The 21,371-nt window shown below is 68.6% G+C and carries 17 protein-coding genes; 8 read left to right on the forward strand and 9 right to left on the reverse strand.

Annotated elements, in window-relative coordinates; genetic code table 11:
- Positions 1-115: 115 nt before the first annotated feature.
- Positions 116-907: a GPP34 family phosphoprotein gene (locus AB0E78_RS15535; RefSeq protein ID WP_361832345.1), complete on the reverse strand. Its 792-nt coding sequence runs from the start codon at positions 905-907 to the stop codon at positions 116-118.
- 144 nt (positions 908-1,051) lie between these two features.
- Between AB0E78_RS15535 and AB0E78_RS15540 the strand changes: the two genes are divergently transcribed.
- Complete coding sequence (locus AB0E78_RS15540) at positions 1,052-4,438, forward strand: D-alanyl-D-alanine carboxypeptidase (RefSeq protein ID WP_361832347.1); 3,387 nt, start codon at positions 1,052-1,054, stop codon at positions 4,436-4,438.
- 279 nt (positions 4,439-4,717) lie between these two features.
- Positions 4,718-6,580: a DMT family transporter gene (locus AB0E78_RS15545; protein WP_361832349.1), complete on the forward strand. Its 1,863-nt coding sequence runs from the start codon at positions 4,718-4,720 to the stop codon at positions 6,578-6,580.
- A gap of 33 nt (positions 6,581-6,613) precedes the next feature.
- Here AB0E78_RS15545 and AB0E78_RS15550 read toward each other — a convergent pair whose 3' ends face one another.
- The 3 genes from AB0E78_RS15550 to AB0E78_RS15560 form a co-directional block, all read right to left on the reverse strand.
- On the reverse strand, positions 6,614-7,522 hold the full coding sequence (locus AB0E78_RS15550; RefSeq protein ID WP_361832351.1) for a MerR family transcriptional regulator: 909 nt from the start codon (positions 7,520-7,522) through the stop codon (positions 6,614-6,616).
- A 69-nt stretch (positions 7,523-7,591) separates the two neighbouring features.
- Complete coding sequence (locus AB0E78_RS15555) at positions 7,592-8,239, reverse strand: hypothetical protein (RefSeq protein ID WP_361832353.1); 648 nt, start codon at positions 8,237-8,239, stop codon at positions 7,592-7,594.
- Positions 8,240-8,339: 100 nt separating this feature from the next.
- Positions 8,340-10,388 (reverse strand): transglycosylase domain-containing protein, encoded by a 2,049-nt coding sequence (locus tag AB0E78_RS15560; protein ID WP_361832355.1) that lies wholly within the window; start codon positions 10,386-10,388, stop codon positions 8,340-8,342.
- A 573-nt stretch (positions 10,389-10,961) separates the two neighbouring features.
- Here AB0E78_RS15560 and AB0E78_RS15565 point away from each other — a divergent pair.
- The 3 genes from AB0E78_RS15565 (at position 10,962) to AB0E78_RS15575 (ending at position 13,814) form a co-directional block, all read left to right on the forward strand.
- Positions 10,962-12,173 carry a Shedu anti-phage system protein SduA domain-containing protein gene (locus AB0E78_RS15565; RefSeq protein WP_361832808.1) on the forward strand — a complete coding sequence of 404 codons (1,212 nt, stop codon included), beginning with the start codon at positions 10,962-10,964 and terminating at the stop codon, positions 12,171-12,173.
- Positions 12,170-12,493 (forward strand): hypothetical protein, encoded by a 324-nt coding sequence (locus tag AB0E78_RS15570; protein ID WP_361832357.1) that lies wholly within the window; start codon positions 12,170-12,172, stop codon positions 12,491-12,493. The genes AB0E78_RS15565 and AB0E78_RS15570 overlap by 4 nt, the downstream gene beginning before the upstream one ends.
- Before the next feature lie 184 nt (positions 12,494-12,677).
- Positions 12,678-13,814 (forward strand): hypothetical protein, encoded by a 1,137-nt coding sequence (locus AB0E78_RS15575; RefSeq protein ID WP_361832359.1) that lies wholly within the window; start codon positions 12,678-12,680, stop codon positions 13,812-13,814.
- 521 nt (positions 13,815-14,335) lie between these two features.
- On the opposite strand, the gene AB0E78_RS15580 is transcribed toward AB0E78_RS15575, so the two are convergent.
- Together AB0E78_RS15580 and AB0E78_RS15585 are read right to left on the reverse strand one after the other, a co-directional pair.
- Positions 14,336-15,358, reverse strand: coding sequence for a hypothetical protein (locus AB0E78_RS15580; RefSeq protein ID WP_361832361.1), 1,023 nt, complete (start codon positions 15,356-15,358; stop codon positions 14,336-14,338).
- A 426-nt stretch (positions 15,359-15,784) separates the two neighbouring features.
- Entirely contained in the window at positions 15,785-16,141 is a 357-nt protein-coding gene (locus AB0E78_RS15585) for a hypothetical protein (RefSeq protein ID WP_361832363.1), read from the reverse strand.
- A gap of 440 nt (positions 16,142-16,581) precedes the next feature.
- Between AB0E78_RS15585 and AB0E78_RS15590 the strand changes: the two genes are divergently transcribed.
- Positions 16,582-17,232, forward strand: coding sequence for a hypothetical protein (locus tag AB0E78_RS15590; protein WP_361832365.1), 651 nt, complete (start codon positions 16,582-16,584; stop codon positions 17,230-17,232).
- A gap of 560 nt (positions 17,233-17,792) precedes the next feature.
- Here AB0E78_RS15590 and AB0E78_RS15595 read toward each other — a convergent pair.
- Entirely contained in the window at positions 17,793-18,884 is a 1,092-nt protein-coding gene (locus tag AB0E78_RS15595) for a DUF1152 domain-containing protein (protein ID WP_361832366.1), read from the reverse strand.
- 81 nt (positions 18,885-18,965) lie between these two features.
- Here AB0E78_RS15595 and AB0E78_RS15600 point away from each other — a divergent pair, with 81 nt between their 5' ends.
- Complete coding sequence (locus tag AB0E78_RS15600; RefSeq protein ID WP_361832368.1) at positions 18,966-19,706, forward strand: GntR family transcriptional regulator; 741 nt, start codon at positions 18,966-18,968, stop codon at positions 19,704-19,706.
- Positions 19,707-19,804: 98 nt separating this feature from the next.
- Positions 19,805-20,248: an ATP-binding protein gene (locus AB0E78_RS15605; protein WP_361832370.1), complete on the forward strand. Its 444-nt coding sequence runs from the start codon at positions 19,805-19,807 to the stop codon at positions 20,246-20,248.
- Positions 20,249-20,515: 267 nt separating this feature from the next.
- Here the strand turns inward: AB0E78_RS15605 and AB0E78_RS15610 are convergent, their stop codons facing one another.
- Complete coding sequence (locus AB0E78_RS15610; protein WP_361832372.1) at positions 20,516-20,803, reverse strand: CPCC family cysteine-rich protein; 288 nt, start codon at positions 20,801-20,803, stop codon at positions 20,516-20,518.
- A gap of 183 nt (positions 20,804-20,986) precedes the next feature.
- A complete protein-coding gene (locus AB0E78_RS15615; RefSeq protein WP_361832374.1) occupies positions 20,987-21,256 on the reverse strand; it encodes a hypothetical protein in 270 nt (89 codons plus the stop codon).
- Positions 21,257-21,371: the final 115 nt, after the last annotated feature.

The raw sequence follows: 21,371 nt of genomic DNA on the forward strand, positions 1-21,371 counted from the left end.
CCCAGCGGCTCCCGAACCGGGTCTGGGGGACTGCGGTGCGGCGTTGCTGTGCCGATGCTGCGGGTACTGCGGGTGCTTCACGTACTGCGGGTGCTGCGGTGAGCCCTTACATCGCTCAGTGGGCCACGGCGCGTGCCATGGATCCGCGGCGCGGCTGCATCGGAACCCCACCGGGTTCCGGCACGGTCCTGGCCGGCTGTCGGCCACCACCTGATCCACCTGGTACGGCTGGTCCGCCCGGCCCACCCGGTCCCGCTGGGGCCGGGCTGCGGCGTGGCTGAGCGGCCACACCGTTCTGGACGTCCATCACGGCGTGCGCCACGAGGCCGCCCATCGGGTCGTGCCTGATCAGGTCCCGGAGACGGGAGCGCGATGAACGCCCCTCGTTGCCGGGGTAGAGGTGCTTGCCGAGTCCCACTGCGTGAGCGAGCGCGGCGAGCGCCGCGGTCCGCGGGTCCGGTGGTACGCCGGTGCGGATCGCACTGTCCAGCCGGGACCTGATGTCCCGGCTGATTGCCGTGTCCGTCGCCTGGTAGCGAGTCGTCGGCAGTACTCCGCACATCTGGCCCGATACGGCATGCACCATGCCGCACCGCTCCAGGTGCGCGAGGTAGATCTGGCGCAGCCCCAGTCGGGGCCCGCCAATCCAGTGGACTGCCCGAACCGGGCTGCCGCGCCTGCGCAGCAGTTCCAGTGCGGAGTCCAGAGTCGGATCTCCGGTCGGCCGTGGCATCACCACGGCGATACGATCCCCGTCTGGGGCTATCCGTCCGGCCAGCGCCAGCTCCACTAGCTGTGCTCCGGCCAGACCGAGGTCGAGCGACTGCGGCTGCGCTGTGGTACCCGTGGCCGGGTCCAAAGCGAGCAGCAGAAGCTCCTCCGGAATTGTTCTGCGGCTCCTGCCCATCCATGCCTCCCCGCGTGGATGAATGACAGGGTGACCCCTCTCACATTGGTCTGTCGAGAGTGCGTGACCGGTAAGTACGGGAACCAGTAGGTATGTCGTTCTCGTCTACCACGGGGGTTAAGCCCCCACACAGGACACTGGTACATGGTTCGGACAGCGGGTCCGGCCGTGTTTTGGCGCAACGGCAACGCGAGCGGCATGGCGTACGAGGAGGCATCGGTGGCGGGCGAGACCCCCGACAGGTCGAAGCAGCGGAAGTCGTCGGGGAACCCGACTGGGGCAGAACCGTCCGTGCCGGCACCGGCGCCGGAGGAACGCGACCCGCGCCTTGCGGTGGCCCGCGAGGTCCCCGCGGCGCGGGAGGACCAGGCGACGGCGGTCTTCTCGACGAAGGCGGTGAAGGCGTCCGGCGCCGCCGGTTCCGGGACTGCCGAGGGCACGCAGGGTTCCGACAGCGGCGAGAGCGGCGACAGCGGCGAGAAGGGCGACGCGCGGCTGCGGGCCGCTGTGGCGGCGTGGGTGGCCTCGGCGGACGACGAGGCCACCGAGTCCTCGGAGGGCGCCGCGGAGGGCGAGGGAACGGCTTCCGAGGAGGCCGCGACGTCGAACGACGAGAAGAACTCCCGGGAGGCGGAACCTTCCGCCGCTTCTACGAGCACGGCTGCCGCTGCCGCCGAGGCGGGCCCCGCTTCGGCGAAGGACAGCACCCCGGCGGACGAAACCCCGGCTGACGCCGAGCCCGAGGACACCAAGCCGGGCGAGGCCGCGGGTACGGGCGGTTCTTCGGGCGACTCCCGCGACGGCGACGAGGCCGAGGGCGCGGATGGTCCCTCGGGTGCCGAGGGAGGCTCCCGTAGCGCCGATGCTGCGGCGGGTGCGGCCGGTTCTTCGGCTGCCGAGGCTGCCGAGGCTGTCGCGGGTGACTCCCGTGACGCTGACGAGGCTGCGGGTACGGGCGGGTCTGGGGCTGGCGCGGGCGATTCCCGTGACGGCGACAAGGCCGCGGGCGCGGACAAGGCTGCCGCGGGCGATTCCCGTGACGCTGACGAGTCCGCGGGTGCGGGCGGTTCGACGGGTGCCGCAGCTGGCTCCCGTGGCGGTGGCAAGGCTGCGGGCGGGGCTGGTTCCTCGGGCGGTGCGGGTAGCTCTCGTAGCGCCGATGGTGCCGCGGATGACTCCCGTGACGGCGACGAGGCCGAGGGTGCGGATGGTTCCTCGGGTGCCGAGGGAGGCTCCCGTAGCGCCGAGGCTGCGGCGGGTGCGGCCGGTTCTTCGGCTGCGACAGCTGCCACAAGCGACTCCCGTGACGCTGACGAATCCGCGGGTGCGGGCGGGTCTGGGGCTGGCGCGGGCGAATCCCGTGACGGCGACAAGGCTGCGAGTACGGGCGGTTCCTCGGCTGGCGCGGGTGGCTCCCGTGACGGTGACAGGGCTGCGGGTGCGGCTGGTTCGGCGGGGGGCGTGGCTGGCTCTCGTGGGACCGGCAAGTCCGCGGGTGCGGGCGGTTCTGGGGCTGGCGCGGGTGGCTCCCGTGACGGTGACAAGGCTGCGGGTATGGGCGGTTCGGTGGGGGCCGCGGCTGGCTCCCGTAGCGACGGTGCTGGCGCGGGCGATTCCCGTGACGGTGACGAATCCGCCGGTGCGGACGAGTCTCCGGCCGCCGCGGGTGACTCCCGTGAGGGCAGCAAGGCCGCGGGAGCGGCTGGTTCAGCGGCTGTCGCGGATGACGTGCGTGGCTCCCGTGACGACGCCACCTCGGAGGACTCCGAGCGCGGCCCCAAGGCCGCGACCGACGCCGGCGCCGACGACAAGGCCTCGGGCCGGACCCCCGAGCCCCCCTCCACCGGAGTCGACCAGGCCACCGCCATCTTCAAGGCGTTGCCCCCGAAAGCCGTCGACCAGCCGACCACCATGCTCAAGCTGGGCGATCACAAGCCCGGGGCCAAGAAGCCCGAGGGCAAGGCCGAGAACAAGGCTGACGCAAAGACCGACGCAAAGCCCGGTGCAAAGCCCGGTGCGAAGTCCGAAGGGGACGCCGAGCGCACCAGTAAGTTCGTCGCGCTCAAGCCGCTGGACCACTCCTCGCCGGGCGGCACGACGCCCCCGGCCGCGCCGGCCCCCGGAGCCAAGGCGCCCACGCCCGCAAAGGCGCCCACGCCCGAAAAGGCGCCCACGCCTGAGAAGTCGGCCAGCGTAGGGCCCGAGCGCACCACCCAGCAGCCTCTTCCGCCCAGGCCCCCGCTCGACCTCCTCGCCGAGCTGACCAACACCCCGCCGCCGCCGGAGACCCCGGTCCGCACCGCCGTGCGGAGGGTCAAGATCTGGACGCCGCTGGTGCTGCTCATGGTGGTCGTCTTTGCGGTCGTACAGGCAGTGCGTCCGCTCCCGACCCCCACCCTCACGCTGACCGCGAAGGAGACCGTCACCTTCGAGGGCGACAAGCCGTCCCTGCCGTGGCCGAGTCAGGGCCAGGCCGCGATGGACGTCAACGGCATCGGGACGTTCGGCTCGTCCGGCAGCCAGAAGCCGGTGCCGATCGCGAGCATCGCCAAGGTCATGACGGTCTACCTCGTCCTGCGTGACCACCCCCTGAAGAAGGGCGGCAACAACGGCCCGGACATCCCGGTCGACGCCGCCGCGCAGAAGCACTACGAGACGGGCAAGGCGGAGAACGAGTCGGTCGTCAAGGTGACCGAGGGCCAGAAGATCTCCGAGTACGAGGCGCTGCAGGCGGTCATGCTGCCGTCCGCGAACAACGTCGCCAAGCTGCTCGCCCGCTGGGACACCAAGAGCGATTCCGAGGACGAGTTCGTCGCGAAGATGAACAAGACCGCCAAGGAACTCGGCATGAAGAACACCCACTACACGGACCCGAGCGGCCTCGACAAGACGACCGTCTCCACCGCCTCGGACCTGGTGAAGCTGGGCCGGGCCGCGATGGAGGACCCGGTCTTCAACGAGATCTCCCGCCAGCCCAGCTACAAGGACCTCAACGGCGACAAGCAGAACAACTTCTTCGGGCTCGTCCCGACGGTCGCCATCGGCATCAAGACCGGCACGACCACCGCGGCGGGCGGCAACATCCTCTTCGCGGCGGAGAAGAAGGTCGGCGGCGAGACCCAAACGATCATCGGTGCCGCCCTCGGCCAGTACGGGCAGAACGGCACGGCCAACATCGACGAGGTCACCGGGGTCACCAAGAAGCTCATCGAGGCCGGCCAGGGCGCGCTCACGTCCAAGAAGATCGTGAAGAAGGGTGACGTCGTCGGCGAGGTCGACGACGGTCTGGGCGGCACGACCCCGGTCGTCGCCACCAAGGACGTCGCCGCGGCGGGCTGGTCCGGCCTGACGGTGAAGCTGAAGCTCGGCGACAAGGCCGGCGGCTCGGTCCCGCACACGGCGAAGGCCGGCACCGAAGTGGGTGTGCTGAGCGTCGGCGACGGCAAGGACGGCGCCGTCGAGGTGCCCGTCGCGCTCCAGAAGGACCTCGCGGAGCCGGGCTTCGGGGCCAAGCTCAAGCGCGTCGGCTGAGGCACGCACGACGGAACACGCAACACGACGCGCAGCGCGACGCAGAGCACAACGCGCGGCAAGCGCACAGCAGGACGCGCACGGGACGCGGGGGCACGGGCGGAGGCGCAAGCCGCCGCCCGTGCCCCCTGTCCGGCCGCCCCCCTCGGGGGGTGCCGTGCGTGCTAGCGTCACAAGTTCGGGGAGAGCAGTAGGCCGGGGCTGAGCGACGGGGTGTTCCGGGACGGACCCCCCTGGCGCGGCACCCGGACGGACAGAACGACACGGGGAGTGCCGCAAGTGGCCACAGCGGAGCCGACGCGAGCCGACGACGCCGATCCTGAGCCCGGCACCGGTGGCGGCACCCGCACCGGGGCGCGAATACGGCTGCCCGCCCAGCGCAGCGCCGAGCCCGCGGCACCCGAACCGGACTCCAAGTGGAACCTGTTCCTGCGCAACCCCGTGACCATCACGACCGCCGCCGCCGCGGTCCTGCACGTCGTCTGGTTCTTCACCTTCGCCAACAGCGGCGGTGACCTCGCCGCGCAGGACGCGTGGGCCGAGTTCGTCGGACGGCACCCCGACTCCGCGTACAACCTCGCCTGGTACGGCGGGATGCACCCGGTGTCGTACAGCGTCGTCTCGCCGTATCTGATGTCGGTGCTCGGTGTCCGGACCACGATGATGATCGCCGGGACGGTCTCCGCCGCCCTGCTCACGATGATCCTGGTCCGCAGCCGCGCCGTGAAGCAGCCCCTGTGGCCCGCGTTCGCGGGTGTCTTCGCGCTGTTCTGCAACGCGGTGTCGGGCCGCGTGACGTACGGGCTCGGCCAGATGTTCGCGCTCATGGCCGTCGCGGCCGTCTTCTGCTGGCCCTACCGCTGGCGCTACAAGCGGTGGGCGAAGGCGCTGGTCGCCGCGCCGTTCGCCGCGCTCGCGACGATGGGCAGCCCGGTCGCCGGACTCTTCGTGGGCATGGTCGCCGTCACGCTGTTCCTCAGCAAGCGCTACCCCGGTGCGTACGCGCTCGGGCTCGCGCCCGCCGCCGTCGTGGGCATCTCCGCGTGGCTCTTCCCGTTCTCCGGCACGCAGCCGATGTCGTTCGGGTCGGCGTCGCTGCCCCTGATCTGCTCCGGCCTCGTCTTCTTCCTCGTGCCGAAGCAGTGGAAGACCGTGCGGATCACCACCGCCGTGTACGCGGCCTTCGTGCTCGGCGTCTGGCTGATCAGCTCGCAGATCGGCTCCAACATCTCCCGTCTCGCGATGTCCTTCGCGGGCGTCGCGCTGCTTGCCGCGCTGCCGTTCACGGTGCCGAAGTCCCGTAAGTGGTACGCGATCGTCCTGGCCCTCGTCGGCTTCACCGGCTGGGTCGGGTTCAAGGCGGTCGACGACATAATCCACACGACGCCCCAGGCCTCCTGGACGCGTGAGCTGGCGCCGCTCGTCAACGAACTGCAGGAGGTCGGCGCCGAGAAGGGCCGCGTCGAGGTGGTGCCCGCGCGCAGCCACCGCGAGGCCTCCGCGCTCTCGCCGTACGTGAACCTCGCCCGCGGCTGGAACCGGCAGGCGGACATGGAGCGCAACCCCCTCTTCTACGACGACACCCTCAACTCCGCGAACTACCACGAGTGGCTCCAGCGCTGGGCCGTGCACTACATCGTGCTGCCCACGGGCGAGCCCGACGGCGACGGCGGCAAGCGCGAGGCCGCGCTGCTCGAGCGGGGCCTGCCGTATCTGAAGCAGGTGTGGGTGGACTCCAACTGGCAGCTGTACGAGGTCACCGATCCGACCCCGCTCGCCGATCCGCCCGCCGTCGTCGACCGCGCCGAGGCAGGCGGAATGACGATCGAGGTGAAGAAGGCGGGCCGCATCCTGATCCGGATCCCGTACTCGCCGTGGCTCAGCCTCGTCGACGCCGATGGCAAGGGCGTCGAGCGCCCGCGCGAGACCGACGAGTCCAAGCGGCAGCGCGAGGACGACGAGGACCGCCCCAAGGAGTTCGACAACCTCAACGGCTGCCTGATGGAGGCCGCGGAGGACGCCGAGGGCGACAAGTGGACCGAACTCATCGCCCCCGGCCCCGGCGTCTACCGCCTGGGCGCGCCCTACCAGCTGCCGCGCGGCACCGCCTGCCCCGAGGAGCTGCGCGAGAGCGCGCGCTGACGGATTCCGCCGGCGCGCGCCAGCCGTACCGGATCACTGGCGCGGGGCCACCGGGAACGCCACGTCGCACACCGGGTCCTCGGGACCGGCCGTGTCCCACTCCACGAAGTAGATCTCGCGGCACGGTCCCGTGACCTGCAGGCCTTCCCTGGCCACCCATGCCTCCACCGCCTCGAACGCGCCGAGGATCTGCGGATAGGAGACCTGGGCCTTGGTGATGCGGGTGTAGGCGATCCGGTGGGCGGGTTCCACGCGGGAGTTCGAGCCGTGCTGCCGGCCCGCCTTCAGCGCCCAGGCCCGTGCCGCCGCCGCGTCCCTGACCGGGACGCAGGCCTCCGCGGGCCCGTCGCTGTCCTGGGTGACCTCGGCGTGGTAGACCACGAACGCCGGGGCCGCGATGCCGCCGCACTCGCGCTCGGCCGCCTCCTCCAGGCGGCCCGTCGACGCGCCGATCCAGACGGGCAGCTCCTCGGAGAGCAGATGCCTGCTCTCACAGATGACGTACTGCTCCGGCACGTCGACGGTAGTGACCTCGAATTCGTTCCCGTACATCTCGGGCGTCTCAGACATGTCAGTCATCCCAGAACCTCTTCCGGACAGTCGTCCACGGAGGTACCCCACGAGCGTGCGCCGCTCCGCGTGCCGCTCCTCGACGTCCGCCCAGTACGTGGCGACCGCCCGCCCCGCCTGCTCGCCGTCGAGCCGTACCGTCGCGGTGATGTCCGCGAGCGGCATGCCGAGGCGGCGCAGCAGGACGACGGTGCGGGCGTGTTCCACCTGCGCCGCGGTGTAGTGGCGGTAGCCGGTGGAGGCGTCGACGTACGCGGGGGTGAGCAGCCCGAGTCGGTCGTACAGGCGCAGTGCCTTGGGCGACAGCCGGGCGCGGGCGGCGAACTCACCGATGCTGAGCAGCGGTTCGCCTGTCTGCGGGTGTACGTCCATGGGGGCATCCTCCGTCACCGGACCCCTTGGCCCGGCACGGGGACGATGGGCTCTGCCCCAGGGGCAAGGTCAACCGCTGCCGCTGCCGTCCGTTCTGGGCGGTGCGTCCCGGTGGCCGTAGTACGCCTGGGCCTCCAGCCACCGGCGGTGCCTGCCGCGCCGTACCCCGACGATGATCGCGATGCCGGAGCCCGCGAGGAGGCCGAGGAGCGGCACGACGACGGTCACGACGATGCCGCCGACGAAGGACGCGAGGTCGGCGTCGTCGCCGGGCGCGAAGGTGAGGACGCCGCCCGGGTCGTCGCACTTCACGCGGTAGTCCGCGTCCGTGTCCGACTTCAGCACGAACGCCCGCTCCCACTCGGCGCTGCCCTTGGTGACGGTGAAGGTGCTGTCGGGGACGGTCACCCGTGGCGCGGACCCGGCAGGACCGGAGACCACCTTGCAGTGCGCACGGGCGACGGAGGGGCTGCGTACGTAGATGGCGGCATGGTCATCGGGCCCGAACCGCAGCGTGACGGACTGCCCGCTCGGGAACGCCCTGTCGTCGTCGACGGAGTCGGCCGTCGAGCTCAGCGTCAGCACGAAGCTCACGATGCCGATGCCCACACAGACCGCCGCCATCACCCCCGCGACGACGAACCACCGCCTCCGGGGCCGCAGTTGCCCCGAGTCGATGCGGGGAGGCGGCCCGGGCGGTGGCCCATAGGGATACATGTCGGAACGATGGCAGCCGGTGGGGGTCGGGGAAAGCCCGCGCCCAACGAGTCGGCTGATTACGGTGCTTGACCCGCAATCGATCGCGACTCACCACGGCTCATGACTCTTGACCCTTCGCGTAGTCGCGCCAGATCTGGACGGGAAAGACGTTCCCGTGCTGTGAACCGGCCCCGCCCACCCCCGACATGGGCAGGAGCTGCGGCTTGTCCGGGCTGGTCCGGAACATCGTCACCGCGGTCGACAACTCCTCGGTGGTGGCGGTGAACCAGGCCGAGCGGAGACGGTCCTGGTCGCCGGTGCGCCCGGCGATGACCGGGCGGTGGACGGACGAGGTGCCGACGCCCCGCATCGCGGTGGCGGCCTCGTCGGCGACATCCGGGTCCAGCGCGCGGCGGGCACCGGGACGCGCGAGCCCCTCGGCTTCGACGGCCTCGTCGTCCTTGACGATCTTGGTCACCGAGTACGGATCGTGCTGCAGGCCACGGTTGGCGAAGGTGCCGTAGGCGCCGGCCATGCGGATCGCGCTGGGGGTCGACGTACCGACGGGAAAGGTCCGTTCCAGGCGGGCCATGCTGTCTTCGAGCAGCCCGGAGGCGACGGCGGTGCGCCGCACCCGCTCCCACCCGACGTCCTTGCCGAGCCGTATGTAGGTGGCGTTGCCGCCCTTCGCCAGGGCTTGGCGCAGGGTGGGGTGAGTGCTGTCGGGACCGGCGGCGATGCGGCCGGCGGTACTGGTGATGTCGCTGCTGCTGCCGGGGGTGGGCGCGCCCGTGCCCTGCAGGAAGCCGTGGTCGTCGTAGAAGCTCCCGGCGGAGACGGCCTGCCACGGTACGTCGCGCCCAACCGAAGGCTCAACGGAAGCCCCACCCTTCCCACTCGCCTGTTTCCCACCCGACTTCCTGCCTGAAGTTCGGATGCCGTTCTCCAGGGCGGAGGCGAGGACGAAGGGCTTGAAGGCGGATCCGACGGGGACGCCGGAGGTGTCGGCGTTGTTGGTGAAGTGCCGGGTGGCGTCGGCGCCTCCGTACAGGGCGACGATGGCGCCGTCGGACGGACGCACGGAGGCGGCGCCGACCTGCACGCCCTTGTCGGCGGCGCGCTTCTTCGGGTCGATGTCACGGTCGAGGACGCGCTCGACCGCGCCCTTCAGCCGCTGGACCTTGCCCTGGTCGAAGGTGGTGTGGATCTTGTAGCCGCCGCGGGCGAGGTCCTTGTCGGTGAGGGAGGTGTGCTGCTTGATGTACTTGTTCGCGACGTCGACGAGGTAGCCGGTCTGCCCGCCGAGGCTGGTGGTCCGGGACTCCTTGTGGGGTTCGGGGTAGGTGGTGAACTTCTCGCGGACCTTCGGCTTCATGAGCCCGGCCTTGACCTGCCGGTCGAGGATCCACTGCCAACGGGCCTCGGAGCGGTGGTGGTTGACCGCGCTCACGGAGGGGTCGTACTGCTCGGCGCCCTTGAGCAGGGCCGCGAGGGCGGCGCCTTGGCTGGGGTTCAACTGCCGGGCGGGGATGCCGTAGTAGGCGTGGGCGGCGGCCTCGATTCCGTAGGCGCCACGCCCGAACCAACTGGTGTTGAGGTACCCCTGGAGGATTTCCTGCTTGCTCTTCTTCCGGTCCACCTTCAGCGCGATGACGAACTCCTTGACCTTCCGGGTGACCGTCTGGTCCTGGGAGAGGTAGGTGTTCTTCACGTACTGCTGGGTGATGGTGGAACCGCCTTGGGTCTCCTGGCCGCGGACCATGTTGACGGCGGCGCGGACGAGGCCCTTGGGCGAGACGCCGGAGTCGCTGTAGAAGGTGTCGTTCTCGGCGGCGATGACGGCGTTCTCGACGGCGTCGGGAATCTCCGAGAGCCGCACGTTCTGCCGGTTCACCTCACCGGTGCTGACCATCTGGGTGCCGTCGGCCCAGTAGTAGACGTTGGCCTCGCGGCGGGCGGCGTCGTTCTCGTCAGGGATGTCGACGGAGGCGTACACGAAGGCGAAGAGGCAGCAGAGGGAACCGACGAGGAACGCGATCCCTCCGAGCCCCTGCCGCCAGGAGGGAAGCCACCGCCGGAGCCCGCGTCTGCCGTGCCGGGGGTAGTCGACGAGGCGAGCGCGTCGCCGTCGTGGCTTGCGGGCGCGGGGGTTCTTGGGCGCGCGCACCGGCTTCCCCTGAGTGTGTGTCCCCATGGTGGGGGAGAGGGGGGTGGCGGGGCGGGGGGTTGGCCGGGGAGGTATTAGGGGGACGTAACAGCGGGGAGGGTGTTAGGGGGCGGTAACAGTGGGGCCAAGCGGCTGCGGTTGGGGCTGGGGTTACGGCAGTGGCAGTGGCCGTGGCAGCGGCAGTGGCTGGGGTCGCGGCTTCGGTTGCTGGATTGGTGGCGGGGCCCGGCCGCGGCGGCTCCCCTTGGCCACGGCCGGCCCGCCTCAACCATGAGGGGCGACGACGCGGGAGTGTGCCGACCACCATGGGAGTCATGGAGCGGCGACGGGCCTGAACCAACACCAGCATTCACACCGAAGCCACCGCTTCTTCTCCCGTGTGCCCGGGGCGGGGCGATCGACACAGGTTGATGTGTGAGTCCGGCGGGGCCAGGAGTGGGGGTGCCGCAGCCGGGCGGGGCTGTGGCTTCGGGCCCGGCGAGAGGCCCTGCACAAGGTCTGGTTGTCAGCTCCCGCAGGTCTGGTTGTCAGTTCCCGGCCCTGTTGTCAGTGCCCGGTTCTAGGGTGACCCGCATGGCAACGTTTCGTTCCGGCTTCACGCTCTGGCGCATGGTCACGTCGGCCCAGAAACTCACCGAGCACCCGAGCACTCGAGAGCGAATCGACGCGGTGCTACGCATCATGGGTGGCCTGGGCGGGACGTACGGCAAGGGAAGGCCCTTGGTGGATGCGTTGGAGGACGTGGCTCAAGACGCCATCCTCCAAGGGGACTTCGCATTCGCCCAGCGCTTCCAGCGCTTCGCCGCGTATGCAAGAGGTGACCTGTTCCTCGAAATCCTGGAGAACTACTACGACGAAGAGGCACGGCAGCGCAGCGAGGAAGGCATGCGGCGGATGATTGCCATGGGGGCCGACCGTGCGGTTGCCGCCCTGGACGTGCTGTGTCGTGACAAGCCCGATGCGACGGCCGCGGACGCCCGTGACCTCTTTCGCGGGATAGCCCAGTCCGTCGATCACTTGGGTCTCGGGTCCGGCGAGGGCGGGATTCAGCTGCCCATCCGGGAGGCGCGGCGACTTCAGCAGTACGGCCACATGGAGATAGTCCTTCGGAACTTGCCCCGGCCGGCCTCCGTCGAGGCCGCACGGATGATGAGTGACGTACTCTCCAACGTCGACGCGGGGATGCTTGCCCAACTGCTCGAACTGCGGACAAGACAAGCCGGTTTAGCCGCCCTGCGCGCCGCAGTGGAGGAGCCGAACAGCTCTGAGAGCGCCCTGCACGCCTGTCTGAAGAACCAGGAGTGGATCTTCGGAGGCGCCTACGTGGCCGAGTTGGCCCGCAGGCAGTACACCCCGGACACCATCCTCGACATCCCTCTGCTGCGTGGCGATGGCTCCCTGCACGTGGTGGAACTCAAGCGTGCCAACATCAAGAACCTGGTCATCCGGCTCAACGGCCACCTGATGCTGGGCGCCCCGGCGCATCACGCCGTCTCCCAGGCTCAGAACTACCTGCGGGCCATGGATGAGAATCGCCCGAACATCCTGGCCGAACACGGCGTCGATACCCGCCGGGCCTCGGCAACGGTGGTGATCGGACACTCCCGCTACGTGACCGGGGGCGTCACACCCCAGGAAATCGCGGAGACACTGCGGACCTACAACACGCATGCCGCGCGCATCGAAGTGATCACCTACGAGACCTTGCTGGAGTCGGCCTCACGGATGCTGGCTCTCTCGTCCGCACGTGAGGACTCCGGCACGGACGAGGAGCCCGCAGCATGAACGACACTCCGCCCGCCGTCGAACCGCTCCTCGCCCGCCTGTGCGGCGGCGAGATCACCGGCAAGGACTACGTCGGCTACTTCATGAACGAGTACGGAGAGGAGCTCGTCTTCGCCCAGAGCCGGGGCGAAAAGACCGCCCGGCTCTGGCACAGCGACACAGACTGGGAGATGTATCGCGTGGGCGACCACTCGATACGGCTCGACGGCCCGATGGACGGCATGATCACTGTCGAGGGCCTGATCATCCACCGTGCGGAGGCGACCTGGCTGTCCTCCTGCCTGGCTGCCTCCCGCCACCTGCGTAGGGGACACGTCTGACGACCTCTTTGAGGCCGGGACGACCATTGGGGTCAGGGGCTCCGTCGCGAAGTCACCAGGACGTCGTCGGGAAGTCGTCGGGAAGTCTGCATTGCGGGCGCAATCAGCGGGCTGGCCTGCGAGGCTGTGTCATGTGACGTACGCAGTGAGTGTGGACACCCGGATAGCCGGCGGAACCGCGGAGATGGATGAGCTGCAGCGGGTCGGCGCCGGCGCTCTCCTCGAGGACGGCTTCGAGTCCGTCGAGGAGATCGCGGGCCCTGACGGCATGGAGATCAAGCTCCTCGACACATTTGTGGGCGTGTACCCCGGCGGTGCACTCCTGAAGGTCTTTGTGGACGCCCCGGCGCTGGAGTTCGCCGAGGAGTCCGTACGCGAACTGGTGGAGGAACTGCTCGACCGCACGGAGCTGCTCTCGGACTGGACCGTCGAACGATGCCAGGTGGAACTGCATCCGGACCTCGCGAAGGAGAGCCTGGACGCGGCCGACGGCCCGGACGCGCCACCGGATGACGTCGAGTCCCGCCGAGCGCGACTGATGGGGCTGGCCGCGGGAGCGGCCTCCACGGACGCGACGGGGACGGCGGCGGAAACCGACGCGATCCGCACCAAGATCCGAACCCTGGCCCCGAGGCTGGCGGCGTTCGACGCGGGGATGTTCGGGGTGCTCGACGCCGAGGAGGGCGGGGACGGCGGGGGCGAGGACGCCGATCAGGACTCGGGCACCCCTACTACCTCACCCGAGGACGCCGAGCTTGCTGCCGGGGCCTTGATCTGGGGCACAGACGTCCTCCTGGACGAGCTGTTCCAGGACGCTCACGCGTTGGACAGGGAGGGAACGAACGTCGCCGAATGCGACGGCCCCATGTGGCTCCTGGACGAGCTGCCCCCGCGCTACGCCCTGCAGTACGACGCACGCTTCGCCCGGCGTTTCCTGGTGACGGCGATCGCGCTGACCACGCGGTTGACGGAGGGAAGTTTCCTGCAGCTGAGCTGCGTGGCCGAAGAGCTGGCGCTCAGGCTGCTGCTGCACGAGGCCGAGGTCACGCTCGACACGTTCGGCCTCCTGGACGAGGGCGTCGCTGCGGCACTGGAATGCTTCGCCGCTCTCGTGTACGAGGACATGGACCACGAGTGGCTCTACGACGACGCGATGGACGGCATCGACGAGAGCGAGGCGGGCGAGGCCCTCGGCATCACCCCCATGGGCATCGCCAACTGGTTCACGCCCTTCAACAAGGACCGATACGTCCACCCGTACGCAGCGGACGAGCCCGAAACCGAAACCGAACAGAGCCCAAGCGAGGACTCCAGTCCTTGAGCACGCCCGAGCCCGCTGCCGGGCTCGGACCCGCACGTCCTTGAGACGGCCGTGGAACGCATTGCCCCGGTAGTGGTACCTCACATGCGTCCGCAAGTTCTGCGTACTCGTCCGGTTGGCCATGTACCGGGGCGCTATGCCGACGAACAAGAGACGCCCGTCCACCAGCTCTGCATGGGGTGCCCGCTCAAAATGCCACCCATAGACCCCAGCAACCGCCGGAACGGCGCCAGGCCGCCCCAAAATCTCCCCCGCCGACCAAAGCCGTTCAGGACTGGCGAGAACAGTGGATTGCAAGAAACCCCCGGTGCGCCCCACGGTTGCGAACTGGATCTCTACGGGACAGGGCGGGGCGGGAGCTGGTGACCTCAGCGACTGCCGGGGTGCCGCGTAGGGACGGACTCAGCTACGTCTTGTGAGAGAGGCGGCGCCTGCCGCGAGGAGTCTGACATGAACCAGGGCGCCGTATCGATGTTGATGGCATACGGCGCCCTGGCCTCCATGGCATGTGACTCAGCGGCTCACGCCGCTGCCTGCCCCCTCAGCCATGAGGTGGCAGGCAGCGCGCCCGCCTGTCGGACCTCTGCACCGTCGGTGGCGGTCAGTTCCTCTTGTGTCTCGTGGATGTCTGCCAGCAGATGCTTCACCCGGTCTTCCAGATATGGGCCGGCGGCTCCCTTGGGGACGGTCACCCAGACCGGCCCGCCTTGCCGCGTATCGCCGACGGCGTGACCGAAGAAGCCCTTCACGTCGCTCCGGTGCTCCACGATCCGCACGCCGCAGTAGCCGACCAGTTCCTGCAGGGATGCGACGGCTTCCGGGCGGGCGTACTCGCGTCCCTGCGCGATGAACTCGTTGAGGCAGGACCGCAGTCGGTCGGCTTCATCGAAGGTCATCTCCACGTGGTGCCACTTCTGGGTGGTGCCGATGGTGAGGTCGATCAGAGGAAGCGGATCATGCGGCATGTGCTCCATGACGAGATCGAGCGTCTCTGCCTCTTGCCCGTACTTACTGTGGACCACCGGATGCAGCGCCAATTCCATGCTGGTCTCCTCCGTTGCGTGGAACTGATCGGCCAGAAGCCCGGTCACGCTGTGCTCCTCCTGGTCCCGGTACTGGCACCAGGGCGGGCAGGGGGCGACGAGTTCAAGTGGATGAGTGGCGGCCGGGTAGAGGCTGTCATCCTCGGCGGCACCGCCGAGGATGACAGCCTCGAACCGGTGCCGCAGCCCTCGGAGCCGCAGGGCGAATTTCTCCACGCCGGCGATGAGCTCCCCCAGGGCAGCGGAGTCCAGTTCAGCCGTACCGTCGACGGCCGAAAGCCATAGACGGGGCTGCTCGCCGCGCGCTTCCTCATCGTGTCCGAGGCCGATCTGCACGGACAGCAAGGGGGCTTCGAGGCTCGGACTCATTTCTGCAGGGGCGGTCAGACGCACCGGGATGCTGACGTGGCTCCCGACTGCCTCCGCGTGTGCATCGCGGGCGCACCAGGCGGGGCACTCCTGCTCGGCTGGGTGAAGGGGCAGAACTGTCGTGGTGGACATGATGTCTCCTTTGTTGGGAGTGACGTCGTGTCCATCAGTTTTGATCCCGCTCATGGGCATCACGCCCTAAGCTCCCAAACTGGGTATATGACCCGTTCGTCCAGGTCAGGCTGTGCCCCCGGCAGTCGAAGGCAGCTCGAAGCGCCACCCTGCCAGGGAGCATCTGTTGCCCGGCTCCCGGTCGTGGTTCGGTGACGGCCCAGGAGACTGCTGGGGTTGCTGTACGTCTCTGTTGTTTCGAAAGGCCCCAACAGCCATCAACACGCTTTCCAACTGTGGTGGTGGCCCCGAGGGCTCTGAACGGGGCCGTTCACCTGCGTTCATGGACGGCCGGTCGTCTGGACGGCTACCGCCGCCGGTCCCGTCTGGACGGCCGTGAACGGCGCTGAATGAGGCGGAGACTGAGACGGAAGCGTGCCCCCGGCCTCAAGGCCTGAGCTGGCTCTCCTGGGGGTCGAAGCAGACCAGCCCCATTGAGTCCGCCACGGCCGCTGCGTAGGCAGAGGCCTCCTCAGCCATGCTCCAGCGCATCGGGAAGTAGATCAGCGGACCTCTCGCCTCTCCAATCAATGGCCCCGTTGACCAGGGTGAGGAATCCTCCTCGTCCTCGGTCAGGTCACACCACCGTTCCAGGAGAGCGGAGACGTAAGCCGCTATGCGCTCGGTCGGTGGATGCTCCGCGTCCGTGTCGACGTAGCGCTCGTAGAGGCCAGTGAACGCTCGCGCGGCCGCCTTGTCGTCCGCAGGGCGCTCGCCCTCCCACACAGCCAAGTCGTAGCTCACGCCCGGAGGCTTTCACGCTGCACTGACAGGCGAGCCTTGCCGGAGATCTAGGGCTAGTTGGGCTTCTGACTGGATGCCCACGGTGCGGCGCCTTCCTCGACCGTGCGACCTCTTCGTCCCGAAGCAACTTTGGGGAGAGGTTGAGCGGAACTAACTGCCGTGCTGAGCTGCGGAGATGGTCCGCCGTTGTTCGCGCCTGTCCGATGCTGTCTGTAGGCGTTGTCACTCAGTTAGACACTCACCGAGTCTCGCTCTCATCCTTGGGACCGGTAGAGGGCTCTGCATTCCGTATTAAGATCGCTAGTATCGCTGTCGTGTCGACTGCGGAAGATGGGCCAGAGACGCCCGAACCCGAGTCTGCGCCCCTATCTCGTTGGGAGCGTGTGGGGGCGTCCCTCCTGGGTGTCGGGCTGACAGGCGCGGGTGTTGCCGCCGTCTTCGTGACCAGTAATCAAGCTGGTTCGGTCGCTCTATTGCTTGTCGGTGTCGTCCTCTTGGTCATGGCGATCAATGGGTCCCCGCTGACCCGAGCCCGCTACCAGGACTACGAGTTGCTCATGGCGCCTAGACGCCGACAGGTCGTGGAGACCATCGAAGGCGATTCGCCCGAAGAGGCGCGACAAGCTCTCCAGGTTCTGCGCACGATCGATCCGGGAGCTAGCCGCGATCCGGCTGTAGCTCATTTTTCCGGACTCGTGCTGGAACGCGAGGTAGCCAGCCGCCTGAGGCTCCTTTATCCGTCGACTGTTCATCTTGACGGGCCTTTGGATGGTGGGGTCGACCTGCTCGTTCGGACTGACCATGGTGCGATCGGCATCGAGGTTAAGTCGGGTGAGACCCCCCTTAGCGGAATTGATCTTCGCCGCATGGTTGATCGAGTGGCAAGGAGCCGATCAACCTACGCAGGGGTAAGCGTCGATGCGATTCTCATGGTGACGAACAGGCCTCTCCCGGTGTCGTTGGACAGACGAGTGAGAGAGCTGAATTCGATCATGCCAACTGCTGTTGTGCGGTGGGTGGACGAGCAGGACGATCAAGCTCTCGAAATGAAGATCCAGGAGCTGTCCGATCAACTCAATCCGTCCGAATGACTCCTCCCAAGACAGCAACTCACCACCTCCCCTAGCTCCCATTCCGTCCGCCGTCGACCCACACATCTGAGGAGCGGGCGTGGTTCATGGCGTCCAGGTGGAGCGCGCCACTGTACGAACGACCTGGACGCCATGGGCCGCGTCTGCTCGGCTTTGCCTGGGTCGATGGTGGACGGGATGGGAGCCCCCAACGCTCGCCACGATGTGCCCGCGGTCGCGTACGGCGCCCCCTCCATCCCAGAGTCAGAGCGCCCCCGCCGGAGGCATTGCCTTGTCCCTAGGCTGGTTTGTCGAGTGCTCGCCGATTGTCCTCGGCCCTATCCAGGTGTGGGCGGGCGTCGACGCAGCCGGGCACTTGATGGGTGTAGGGAAAGTTCGATCTCTCAGATCGGCGATGATCGCCGTGCCAGCCTTTCGCCGGTAGACGCAAGCAGCGAATGGTTCTCCCTGTCGGCCTTCCAAGCGAGGTACCTACCGGCCCGCCCGCTAGAGCGGTGCCCCCGGGTGCCAGGCTTCGCGCAGGGCAGGCCCGTGGGGCCCCTGCCTGCGCATCCTGCAACTCACCTGCGGTGAAGCTTCCACACAGATGCCGGGAGGTGGCCGGTGCGCGCGGTGTTCAGTCGGATGAGGTGCGGGAGGGCTTCGGTGGTGAGTCCCAGGGCCTCGGTGAGGCGGCGGATTGTTGTGTATGTGGTTCCTCGTGTGGCGGCTTCCCGCTCGAAGGCCTTGATCTGGGTCAGGAGGTCGTGCGGGACGGCAGGGACTCGCTGGTGCTGGGGCAGTCCCCGTGCCTTCGTTCGTTCGTAGTCGATCTCTGAGGTGCCGCAGACCGTGCGGCAGTGTTCCTCTGCCTCGTCGAGCGTGGTCGTTGCCGCGATGGCTTGGGCCAGGCGGTTGGCGGCGAACGCCGTCGCCACGTCGACCTCGTGGACGGTGGGGCCCTCGGCGGTGAGGGGGACCGGGAGTCCGGCGTCGCGGATCTCGCACAAGCCTCGGGCACCCAGCGCGGTGGCGGTGAGCAGGGCGGTTGCTTCGGAGGGGTGCCAGGTGAGTACCGGGAGGATGGCTTGGGCGTGCTCGTGGGTGAGGGTCGTGAGCAGGGGGCCGAGGCGCGGGCGGAGGACGTCTGCGGGGAGCTCGCCGTCGAGGCCGGGGCCCGCCACCAGGAGGCGTACGGGCGCCTGAGTGCGGGCACAGGCGGCCAGGGTGAGGGCGTCGGCCAGCGGGCTGCGCAGGGTGGGTTCGTCGCCGTGGGCCAGGATGTCGCCGCCCACGTCGAGGAGGTCGATCGTCTCCGGGGTGAAGTGGGTGATCAGTTCCGACAGCTGGCGGGCGATGCCTGTTGCCCCGGCGTAGGGGTCGATCAGGGCGAAGGTGTGGGGGAGTTCGGCCGCGAGGCGGGGGAGGGGTGACGCGTGCGGCGGCTTCAACGTTGCGGTGCCGGGGACTGCCCAGACGTGGGGGGTGAGTTGGCGCAGGCCGGTGAAGTCGGCGGGGGAGCGCGGGCCCGGGACCGGGTCGATGATCAGGCGGTCCCAGGAGTACGTCAGGATCAGCGCCGGCTCGCCGTCGTCCCCGTACAGAGCGGCGTGCAGCATCGCCGCCGCCACCGCGTCGCCGCCGCCTCCGGCCGCCACAATGAGCCGTTTCACGAAAACAGGGTAGAGGTGCGTCCTTTCCGTGCGCACCTATAGTGGCCACTGGTATTAGCCAGTCGGTGAAGGGAATGTCGCGTGCCCGAGATCGCTGAGGCCTTGCCCAAGTACCTGCAGATCGCCCAGTACCTGCGCGATCAGATCCTGCGTGGGGACCTGCGGCCAGGCGAGGAAGTGCCGTCCGAGCGGCAGTTGGCCGCCGACTGGAATGTCTCCCGGCCGACCAGTGCCCGCGCCCTGGAGGCGCTGCGGCATCAGGGTCTTGTCGAGAAGCGGCAGGGCTCGGGGACGTACGTACGGGATCAGCAAGTGCACCGGCGGGCTCGCGAGCGCTATGGGCGGGCGCGGCAGACGGGGCGGATCTACGGGCCGGGGGAGTACGCGGTCATCGCGTCGGCCGGGTATGCCGAGGCGCCCGATCACGTGGCCGAGGCGCTCGAACTAGGCAAGCAACGCGGGGCTGTTCAGCGGCGGCGGGTGACCAACTCGGCAGACGGGCCCGTCGAGACGTCCACCTCCTGGTTCCCGGCCGAGCTGGGCCGCAGGGCGCCCCGGCTCCTGGAGCCCGAGCGGATCCGGGAGGGAACGGTCCTGTACGTCGAGGAAGCCACCGGTCGACGCGGCAGCTACGGCGAAGATCGAGTCTGTGCCCGCCTTGCCACCCAGGAAGAGGGCGACGAGCTCGGGCTCGAACTGCCCGCCGCCGTACTGGTGGTTCACCACGTCGTCTACGACCTGCAGGACCGTCCGCTGGAGTTCGCGGAGGCCGTGTATCCGCCGGGGCGCTGGGCGTTCGAGCAGGGTTACCCGTTGGGGTGAGTCGCGGGCGGCGATTCCCCGGAAGCCCTTGCCGCCCGAAGTGGCCAATGCCACTATCCGGTAAGTGGCCTTAGCCACTTACCGGAAGGGGGAGCGCAATGACGCGCACCAACGACAACTCCGGCGACGACGCCCTACTCCAACCACTCGGCGGGATGGTCCTCTATCCCCTCCCGGAGTCGGTCGGACGCGCTCGCCGCTGGTTCCGGAAGTTCACCGAGCCGCATCAGCTCAGCTGCTCCATCGATGACTGCGAGCTGATGGTCTCGGAGTTGGTCACCAACGCCATCCTCTACGGGGAGGCCGACGAGCCCTGGCGGGTACGCGTGCGCTGGTACCGCTTGGGCGAGACGCTGCGCGTGGACGTGCACAACCCCGGCTGTCCCGCCCATGTCCGCCTCCGCTCGCCCCGGGCCACGGAAGCCCACGGGCGCGGCCTGCTCCTGGTCGACGCGCTGGCCGATGAGTGGTGGTGCGGCCCGAGCCGGCATGGCGGGACGGCTGTTGTGTTCCTCATGTATCGCGCGTTCAAGCCTGCCTAAGAGCCAGGACGCCGGGCAAGGCGGACTCCTAGCGGCCCTTGCGGCACGGTGTGGCACGGCCCCGATCACGCAAAAGGGCCAGCTCAAGAGGATCAAGCCTCTGAGCTGGCCCTTAGTGCTGTGCCCCCGGCAGGATTCGAACCTGCGACACCCGCGTGGGGAGTTCGATCGGAGAGCGCTCGCCTGGGGCCTCCATGGTGTTGAAGCTTCCGTGGTGAGTCGGTCGGAGCTGCCGGTGTCCGCCCTCGTTGACGTCAGCCGGTGATGTCAGAGGACTGGGTGTTCATCGGGCAGGGGAGGCCGGACCAATGGGATGCGCCGGGCGTCGCTGGCTCCGATGTCCTTGTAGTTCTGTCTGGCCTCTGTGAGAGACAGCCCCCGGTTCGGCCCGCCTCGTACCTCGTCTGCGTCGTGATCGTCCTGGCCATCGTCCTCCCAGAAGCACACGGGGCAGATCTCGTACCACCCTCGTTCTCTCAACGTCACGAAACGGCAGCAGGGGCAGGCGTACGGCCCATCGGCAGGGCTCCTACGGAGATCCGCAAATGACGTCACGGGTGCATCCTGGCGTCAGTACGAGGCTTCCGCGACCCCCGCGATGCGCACTACGGGCGGGGGGAGGTCACTGAGGTCTGCTGGGCTGGTCAGAAAGGCTGTGCCGACCGTCAGGGGCTGATACTGGTCGGCGTGGTTGCTGTACCGCTCTGCTGTAAGCAAGTCATCACGGAAGGTCTTGCGTCAGGGCTTGAGACCATGGTTCAACGATTCGCGCATGACGACACGGAGCCGACGGAATGCGTCGTCGTACGGGACATGAATGGCCAGCCAGTCTGCTGAGTCGTCACCCACGACGATGTCGGTCGTGGCTATGGCTACCCGTATAGCCCTCAGCCGGTCGTAGGCCTCGCGGGCAGCGTTGTACACGCTTGGTGGTGTCACCAGGAATAGCTCATACCGTGCTGCTATCACGTGGTGTGAGCGAAAGGCTTCGACCACTTCGACGTTCACGACGGGTGTCGACTGACTTAGCGCGAGTGTCTGTAGCGCTGTCTCAGTCTCTGTCAGTGCCGTGAGATACCGGACGCACGCCGTGCGTTGCAGTTCTGCATGATGGTGTCCTCGC

This window comes from Streptomyces sp. NPDC032198 (assembly GCF_040636975.1).
Classification (GTDB): domain Bacteria; phylum Actinomycetota; class Actinomycetes; order Streptomycetales; family Streptomycetaceae; genus Streptomyces.